Raw genomic sequence first — 8,276 nt, 5'->3', positions numbered from 1 at the left:
GAAGGCGTCGAACACCCCGTCGCCCCGGATCGCCACGGTCTCGAACTCGTCCCTCTTTTCGGCGTTGAGGTAGCGGGACATCTCGGCCGGGGGCATCGCGCGGGGAAGATCCCGCTTGTTGTACGCGAACGACATGGGCACCGACTTCCAGTCGTGCCCCTCGGCGATCAGTATCTCCTTCAGCCCCGTGAGGCTCTTGATGTTGTCCTCCATCCTGGGGAGCTGCGAGTCGGCCACGAACACCACCCCGTCCACGCCCTTCGAGATCAGCGCGCGGCTCTGCCTGTAGCCCACCTCGCCGGGGATCGTGTAGAGATGCAGCCTCACAGTGTAGCCCCCGATCTCGCCGAGGTTCAGCGGCACGAAATCGAAGTAGAGCGTGCGGTCGTCGTCCTGTGCCAGCGAGATCATGCTGCCCGGAGCGCCCCTCTTCACCTCGCCGTAGATGTGCCTGAGCGACGTCGACTTCCCCGACAGCGCGGGCCCGTAGTAGACGATCTTGCAGTTGATCTCTTTTGAGTTCTCGTTGATGAAGGACATCGGTTGCTCCTTGTATGTCACTTCGGCACTTTCTTCCAGTCGTCAAGGAACTTCTCGATGCCGATGTCGGTGAGAGGGTGCTTCATGAGCTGCCTTATCACGTCGAACGGCACCGTGCAGATGTCCGCGCCCATCCGCGCGGCCTCCAGGACGTGTATCGGGTTGCGGACGCTGGCCACGATGATCTCGGTGGGGAGCTCGTAGTTGTCGTAGATGCGCACGATGTCGTCGACGAGGTCCATGCCGATCTGGGTGATGTCGTCGAGCCTCCCTACGAAGGGGCTGATGTACGATGCGCCCGCCTTGGCCGCGAGCAGCGCCTGGTTCGGCGAGAAGCAGAGCGTGGAGTTGGTCTTTATGCCTATCTCCGAGAGGGAGCGGATCGCCTTGAGCCCCTCTACCGTGGTCGGGATCTTGCAGACGACGTTCTCTCCGAGGTCGGCCAGTTTCTTCGACTCCTCGATCATCCCCGGGGCGTCCAGCGCCGTGGTCTCGAGGCTCACCGGCCTGTCCGGAATCTCCCTGAGTATCTCGTGGACCACGGTCTTGAAGTCGCGGCCGGTCCTCGATACCAGGGACGGGTTTGTTGTCACCCCGTCGAGCACGCCCATGGCGTTGGCTTCCCTGATCTCCTCGATCTTCGCGGTGTCTATGAAGAGCTTCATCTTAGTCCCTCCGTGTCCGTCAAGCCGTGACCGGTGAATGGTGAACGGTGATCCGTTCGGCGATGCGGCGGTCGCCGGCTGTGAGCAGGTCCTTCATCTGCGCCGCCGTGAGGCCGGACCTAGGGTCGACCGCATCAGGCGCTATATCACACAGCGGCAGGAGCACAAACAATCTTTTGGAGAGCCCCGGATGGGGGACCGCAAGCCCCGGCATATCGACCGTTTCCGCGCCGAAAAGCAGCAGGTCCAGGTCCATTGTCCTGGGTTGGCCCTTTGGCCTGGGGAGCGTGCGGCCCATCCCGGCCTCCACCTCCTGGAGCGTGGCGAGCAGCCCCTCCGGTGACAGCGAGGTCTCGATCTCCGCAGCGCCGTTTACGTAGTCGGGCAGTTTTGCGCCGGCCTGCAGGGCAGGTATCGCCCCTGTCTCGTACCAGCGGGATACCCTTGTGATGTTGATTTCCGGATACGAGGCGAGGCGATCGATTGCAGCCCTGCAGTTCCTGAGCCTGTCGCCGAGATTAGACCCTATCCCTATGTAGGCCGTGTGCATTTTTCTCAGCCTCTCAGCTTCCTGGCCCCTCGGCTTCTGATCTCAGCCCCAGCACATCGCCCATGTCGTAGAGGCCGGGCGGTTTGCCCACGATCCAGCGGGCCGCGGCCACGGCGCCGCGCGCGAATATGGAGCGGTCGCCGGCGCTGTGCGCGATCGAGAGCCTCTCGTCCGGGGACACGAAGCGTATCTCGTGGTCGCCGACCACCTCGCCGCGCCTGACCGATCTCACCTCGATCTCCTCGGGGCCCCGCTCGCGGGCCGCGATCTCCGCGATCCTCTTCGCCGTTCCGCTGGGGCTGTCCAGCTTATGCACGTGGTGGGTCTCCTCGATGTCCACGGAGTAGGAGCCACCGAGGGCGCGCGCCGCTGTCGCGACCAGCGCGAACATCACGTTGACGCCTATGCTCATGTTCGGCGCACACACGACGGGGACGCGCGATGAGGCCCCTTTTATCGCGGCCCTCTCCGCATCGCCCAGGCCTGTGGTCCCGATGACGATCGGCCTTGCGGCCGATGCGGCGATCGCCGCGTTCTCGGCCGAGGCGGCCGCGGTCGTGAAGTCCACGATCACGTCGCAGGCGCGGGCCGCCGCGGCCAGCGAGTCGCCGGCGTCGATCTCCGCGGCGAGCGAGAGATCGGAAGCCGCGCGCACGAGCTCGGCGACCTTGCGGCCCATCCTCCCCTTCGCGCCTGTCACCACGATCCTGATCATGTTATTCACCACTCACCACTCACCACCAATCATTCATCAGTCATTGTTCATCATTCATAATATCCCGTACTTCACCAGTATGTCCTTGAGCTCTGCCCTGTGCTCCTCTGAGATGGGAGTCATTGGCAGCCTGAACTCCTCTGCGCAGCGGCCCATCATCGCCAGCGAGGTCTTTGCCGGTATCGGGTTGGTCTCTATGAACATCGCCTTGTTGAGGAGATCGAGATCTCGCTGCATCTGCGATGCCTCATCGGCCCTGCCCGCATCGAACGCGTCCCACACCGCTGAGACGAGCTTCGGCGCAACGTTGGAGACCACCGATATCGCGCCTGCGCCGCCGGCGCGGTAGACCTCGAAGTTGAGCCCGTCGTCGCCGGAGAGCACGGCGAACCCGTCGGGGGTGAGCCGCAGGACCTCGCGGATCTGCTCGATCCTGCCCGATGCCTCCTTCACGCCCACGATGGAATCGATCTTCGCCAGCCTCGCAACGGTCTCGGGCAGTATGTTGACCGCGGTCCTTCCGGGCACGTTGTAGAGCACCATGGGCAGGTCCACCACCTCTGCGATCGCGCGGAAGTGCTGATGGAGCCCCTCCTGCGTCGGTTTGTTGTAGAACGGGGTTACCTGGAGCATCGCGTCCGCGCCCGCCGCCTTGACCTGTCTGGCCAGCTTGATCGCGTTGGACGTGGAGTTGGAGCCCGCGCCAGCGATCACCGGCACGCGGCCCGCCGCCTGCTCGACCGCCACGCGCACCGCGCGGTCCTGCTCCTCGTATGAGAGCGTGGCCGCTTCGCCTGTCGTTCCGCAGGGCACGATCGCGTCGATCCCCTCGGCGATCTGCCAGTCGATGAGTTTTCTCAGCGCACTCTCGTCGATCCTTCCGTCAACGAACGGGGTTATGACCGCTGTCATCACGCCTTTGAACATTTGAAGACCTCCTTTTCGGGACCCGGAACCTGGAACCTGGAACCCGGAACCCGGAGTATGCCCGCCAGTCACGAGTCACGAGTTACGAGTCACGAGTCACGGCTCTTAACAGACTGAATTCGATCATCAAACAAAAAAGCGCCACGGATTTGACACTTTTCTCGAAAATGAGGGTCATTTTTACCCCTTGCCTTCGCACCCCTCTCAAAAAAACATTATAAAACATGAAGATACACTTAGAAACGCCCTCTCCATTTTGGCATCCATAATGCATGCTTATGGTTATGCCGGTTCCATGGGGATGTGAACCGATTCATAAGGAGCGAGGGATATGACTACATTCAAACCGTTCAGATATGCGAGGGCGTGCATGGCACTGGCAGCGGCGTCGCTGCTCGCAGCCTCGCTTTCGGGATGCGGCGGCGCGCTCAAGTTCGACGGAGGCGGCGACGACGCGGTGCCGATCGTGATGACGCTCGGCCAGGACGCGGAGCGCGGCTGCTGGGTCGCGACCTTCGCGGTGAAGAACGCCGGCGACGCGCTCCCTGAGATCGATCAGGCCTCGGTCGCCGATGCGGTCTCGATAAGCGATGCCGGAGGGGACGAACTCAGCGCGACCATATGGTGGGACGGCGCCGGGAGCCAGGCGACGATATGCGCCCCTCTGGCGTGGTGCTCCGAGTACGAGATCGGCTTCGCTGAGGGCGTGATAGCGGACTCCGAGGGCGATGCGTTCGAGGATATCACCCTGCCCACCGCCAACAAGGTCATCGAGACGCCCGACAACCCGGGGGACTACGACGGCGACTGCTTCGCTGACTTTCTGGTGGGCGACTACTCTGCCAACACGAACGACGGCCTGGCGAGGCTATACTACGGTGACGCCGATCCGGCGGCAGGGCTGGCCTATGCGGAGAACGCGCCCGCAGTTGCCGACGCGCGTTTCGGCAATATGGTCGTCGTGACCGACAGTACGGGCGTAACCTTCGGGGGTGGGATCGATCTGCTCATAGGCGCGCGCACCACCGTCGATCCAATAACCGGCATACCCAACGTGGGCATGGTTCATCTGAACGACGTTGTGGGCGCCAACCTCGTCGACGTCCTGAACGTGAAAGGAAATGTCCTGGATGAAAGGCTCGGCTTCCGTCTCGGCTATCTCGGCGATATAAACGGCGACGGGTACGGCGATTTCGCGGCTGCAGGTCGAGGGAGCCCTGCTCCGCCCCCTGACCCTGTCGAATCACAGGAGCCTTATGTTTTCCTGGGACCCTGGGTAGCAGACAAGACCGCTGCGGCGGCCAACGGCAAGCTCAAAAACGATTTCGACCCGGCGAATTCGAACGCCTCATTCTGGATAGCGGGAAATCATGATTTTGACGGCGACGGCATCGACGACGCCTTCGTGTCCGGAGTTTCGGTTGATCCTGCGGACATCACCGTTTCCTTCTGGAAGCTCTACTTCTACAGGGGAGGCCAGGCATTCACCGGCGACGTGGCGCCCACCAGCTATCTGTGGGGCGGGGGCACCAACTACAACTTCTTCGGCTACATATTCGACTTGGGCGATTTCAACGGCGACGGGAATGCGGACCTGATAGCCGCGGCGGTCGATTCGAAGATCACCAGCCTGGCGCCTCTCGAGATCACTGTGGACTACGGCGCCGCCTTCATCTTCTTCGGGCCCAGATCCATGGACAGTCCCCTCACCTACGAGGATGCGGACGTGATGATCGGCGCCGATGACGAGATCATGGGGTTCCATGCCGCGAACGCGGGCGACATGAACGGCGACGGCATTGAGGACGTGATCCTCACATCGCTCATCGAGCCGAACGTCCCGGGATATCCTGATTCGAAGGCCTATGTGTATCTCGGCAGAGAGTCCTGGGTAGCGAATTATGGCAAGGGGGACGCGGATCTCGTGATAAGCGGCTTGAGCGGCCTGACTGAGACCATAGACGACACCATATATGCCGGGGCGGGCATGGGCGACATAGACAACGACGGCCTAGACGACTTCGCGCTCGGAGCGGTGGAAAAGGCAAGCGGTCGGGCGTCGATATATGTCTTCAAGGGGCAGGCCGATTGCTCCGGGCAGGAGATATATCTCAGCAATGCCGCGCAGAGGATAGATTCCCCTGATTTAGTGTCGGTCAGGGGCATGACTGCGGCTGGCGGCATCTGGGGATTGTTCACGGAATGCCAGTATCCGCTGGATGACTACAACCCGGATCCCACGCCCCCGCCTAGGGTGCCTGGTACTTGAAAAAACTCTCCTGATTCAGACAGCGATCTGGCCTGTGAACACGGTTTCAGCAGGGCCCTTCATGTAGACGTGGTTGTCCTTCTGGCTCCATTCGATATCGAGCTTTCCGCCCGGCAGCGCGACCGTGACCTTCCGGTCGGTGAAGCCGTTGAGCACCGAGGCGACGGTCGCCGCGCACGCGGCCGTGCCGCATCCGAGCGTCATGCCCGAGCCGCGCTCCCAGACCCTGGCCTGGATCTCCTGCTTGCTCACCACGTTCACGAAGCTTATGTTCACACGCTTCGGGAATATGCTGTAGTGCTCGAGCATGGGGCCGTACTTGTCTATCGGCACTCCCTCGAGGTTCTCGTGGAAGGTCACGCAGTGCGGATTGCCCATGCCCACGCACGTGATGCGGAACTCCTTCGTCTCGGTCTTGAGCGGCCTGTTGACGATCCTCCCCGAGAGGTTGACCGGGATGTCCTTGCCCTTCATCACCGGCTCTCCCATGTCGACCTGGAACACCTTGCCCTGGCCCTTGACGGTGCGCGGCCCTGCGAGCGTCTCGATGCAGAGCTCCTTCTTCGCGGAGAGCCTTGCGTCCTTTATGTATTTCGCTACGCAGCGGATGCCGTTGCCGCACATGTCCGCTTCGCTGCCGTCCGCGTTGAAGACCCTCATGCCGAAGTCGCACTTGCGCGACTTGACGAGGAGGAGCATCTGGTCCGCGCCTATGCCGAAGTGCCGATCGCAGAGCTTGCGCGCCGCATGGGCCGGATTGGCTATGGAGGCCTTGAGGCAGTCGAACACGATGAAGTCGTTGCCTGTCCCGTGCATCTTGACGAAGGTGCGCACCTTTGCCTTTTTATGGTCTGACATGTCTTGGCTCCTTTGCCGATCGGAGTCGGTTTAGCTCGTAAGCCCTTGTAAAATATAAATAATTTTAGAATACGATAACAGCAGGAGCCCCCTTTGTCAAGGGAAGAGGGGTTGAAGTTGCATATAACTCCTCGAAAATGCGGTATTTTTCTGAAAAGATCGGGCCACGATCGGACAAGATCAAAAAACTTGACTTTATCAAGCATTTAGAGCACCGTAGGCACACCTTTCATGACAGGAACATCAAGATCATCTGAAAATCCTTAAATATCAAGAACGCTTATTGGAGCGAGAGCTTTGGACCTGCCCGGTGATATCGTTGATTAATTAACGTTTAATTTCATTTGCTGATCCCCCCTCGAGGATGCTGCAAGCGGACACTATCAATCTCATCAAACAGCGCGCAAGACCGGCGCACGGCCGTGCCCTGTCCGGCGCGGGAGAGAAAGGAAGAATGGACATATGCACCTCAACGAACTGAAGAAGAAGAAGATCGCCGAGCTCCTGGAGATGGGCAACCAGTTCAAGATCGAGAACGCCGCCGCGATGCGCAAGCAGGAGCTGATCTTCGCGCTCCTGCAGGCGCAGACCGAGAAGAACGGCGCGATATTCGGCGAGGGGGTGCTCGAGACCCTGCCCGACGGCTTCGGTTTCCTGCGCTCGCCCGACTACAACTATCTGCCCGGCCCCGACGACATCTACGTGTCGCCCTCGCAGATCCGGCGCTTCGGGCTGCGCACCGGCGACACCATCGCCGGCCAGATCAGGCCGCCCAAGGAGGGTGAGCGCTACTTCGCCCTGCTCAAGGTCGAGACCATAAACCTAGAGGGGCCCGAGAAGACCAAGGAGAAGACCCTCTTCGACAACCTCACCCCGCTCTATCCTAACCAGAGGATAAAGCTGGAGTTCGACGCGAAGAACTACTCCACCCGCATAATGGACCTCTTCACGCCGATCGGGAAGGGGCAGCGCGCGCTCATCGTCTCCCCGCCCCGCGCGGGCAAGACGGTGCTCCTGCAGAACGTGGCCAACGCCATCACCTCGAACCACCCCGAGGTCAGGATGATAGTGCTGCTCATCGACGAGCGGCCCGAGGAGGTGACCGACATGGAGCGCTCCGTCAAGGCGGAGGTCGTCTCCTCCACCTTCGACGAGCCGGCGCAGCGCCACGTGCAGGTGGCCGAGATGGTGATCGAGAAGGCCAAACGCATGGTCGAGCACGGAAACGACGTGGTGATCCTTCTGGATTCCATCACGAGGCTCGCGCGCGCCTACAACTCTGTGGTCCCGCCCTCCGGCAAGATCCTCTCGGGCGGCGTTGACTCCAACGCCCTGCACAAGCCCAAGCGCTTCTTCGGCGCGGCGCGCAACATCGAGGAGGGGGGCAGCCTCACCATCATCGGCACCGCGCTCATCGACACGGGCAGCCGCATGGACGAGGTCATCTTCGAGGAGTTCAAGGGAACGGGCAACATGGAGATACACCTCGACCGCAAGCTCATGGAGAAGCGCATCTTCCCGTGCGTGGACATCAACAAGTCCGGGACCCGCAAGGAGGAGCTGCTCCTCAACGAGGAGGAGCTGGGCAAGGTCTGGATACTCCGCAAGATGCTCCAGCCGCTCAACCAGATCGACGCGATGGAGTTTTTGCTCGACAAGGTGGCGCCCTGCAAGACCAACAAGGAATTCCTGATGTCGATGAACCAGTAGGCCTGTCCGTTGCGTCGGCTTTGCCGACGGAGAGGATCGGGG

The 8,276-nt window shown here is 61.3% G+C and carries 8 protein-coding genes; 2 read left to right on the top strand and 6 right to left on the bottom strand.

The features are described from left to right. The 5 genes from JXA24_04000 to JXA24_03980 form a co-directional block, all read right to left on the bottom strand. Window positions 1-540 (bottom strand): gliding-motility protein MglA (locus JXA24_04000; protein ID MBN1282916.1); only part of this gene is annotated, 540 nt, incomplete at its 3' end. Between the two features lie 17 nt (window positions 541-557). Beyond that, the gene (fsa, locus tag JXA24_03995; protein ID MBN1282915.1) at window positions 558-1,205 is read right to left on the bottom strand and encodes a fructose-6-phosphate aldolase; all 648 of its coding nucleotides are present in this window, start codon (window positions 1,203-1,205) and stop codon (window positions 558-560) included. 19 nt (window positions 1,206-1,224) lie between these two features. Continuing rightward, window positions 1,225-1,755 (bottom strand): 2-amino-4-hydroxy-6-hydroxymethyldihydropteridine diphosphokinase, encoded by a 531-nt coding sequence (gene folK / locus JXA24_03990; protein MBN1282914.1) that lies wholly within the window; start codon window positions 1,753-1,755, stop codon window positions 1,225-1,227. A 13-nt stretch (window positions 1,756-1,768) separates the two neighbouring features. Continuing rightward, window positions 1,769-2,470: a 4-hydroxy-tetrahydrodipicolinate reductase gene (dapB, locus tag JXA24_03985; protein MBN1282913.1), complete on the bottom strand. Its 702-nt coding sequence runs from the start codon at window positions 2,468-2,470 to the stop codon at window positions 1,769-1,771. Between the two features lie 54 nt (window positions 2,471-2,524). After that, window positions 2,525-3,397 carry a 4-hydroxy-tetrahydrodipicolinate synthase gene (locus JXA24_03980; protein MBN1282912.1) on the bottom strand — a complete coding sequence of 291 codons (873 nt, stop codon included), beginning with the start codon at window positions 3,395-3,397 and terminating at the stop codon, window positions 2,525-2,527. 331 nt (window positions 3,398-3,728) lie between these two features. Here JXA24_03980 and JXA24_03975 point away from each other — a divergent pair, with 331 nt between their 5' ends. Beyond that, window positions 3,729-5,666, top strand: coding sequence for an FG-GAP repeat protein (locus JXA24_03975; protein ID MBN1282911.1), 1,938 nt, complete (start codon window positions 3,729-3,731; stop codon window positions 5,664-5,666). Window positions 5,667-5,681: 15 nt separating this feature from the next. Here JXA24_03975 and JXA24_03970 read toward each other — a convergent pair whose 3' ends face one another. After that, entirely contained in the window at window positions 5,682-6,524 is an 843-nt protein-coding gene (locus tag JXA24_03970; GenBank protein MBN1282910.1) for a diaminopimelate epimerase, read from the bottom strand. Between the two features lie 462 nt (window positions 6,525-6,986). On the opposite strand from JXA24_03970, the gene rho reads away from it, so the two are divergent. Next, window positions 6,987-8,234 (top strand): transcription termination factor Rho, encoded by a 1,248-nt coding sequence (gene rho / locus JXA24_03965; protein MBN1282909.1) that lies wholly within the window; start codon window positions 6,987-6,989, stop codon window positions 8,232-8,234. Window positions 8,235-8,276: the final 42 nt, after the last annotated feature.

The sequence above is a fragment of the Pseudomonadota bacterium genome (genome assembly GCA_016927275.1).
Classification (GTDB): Bacteria; UBA10199; UBA10199; order 2-02-FULL-44-16; family JAAZCA01; genus JAFGMW01.
The sequence above is the reverse complement of the archived record's forward strand: the minus strand, read 5'-3'. Positions and strand labels throughout refer to the sequence as shown.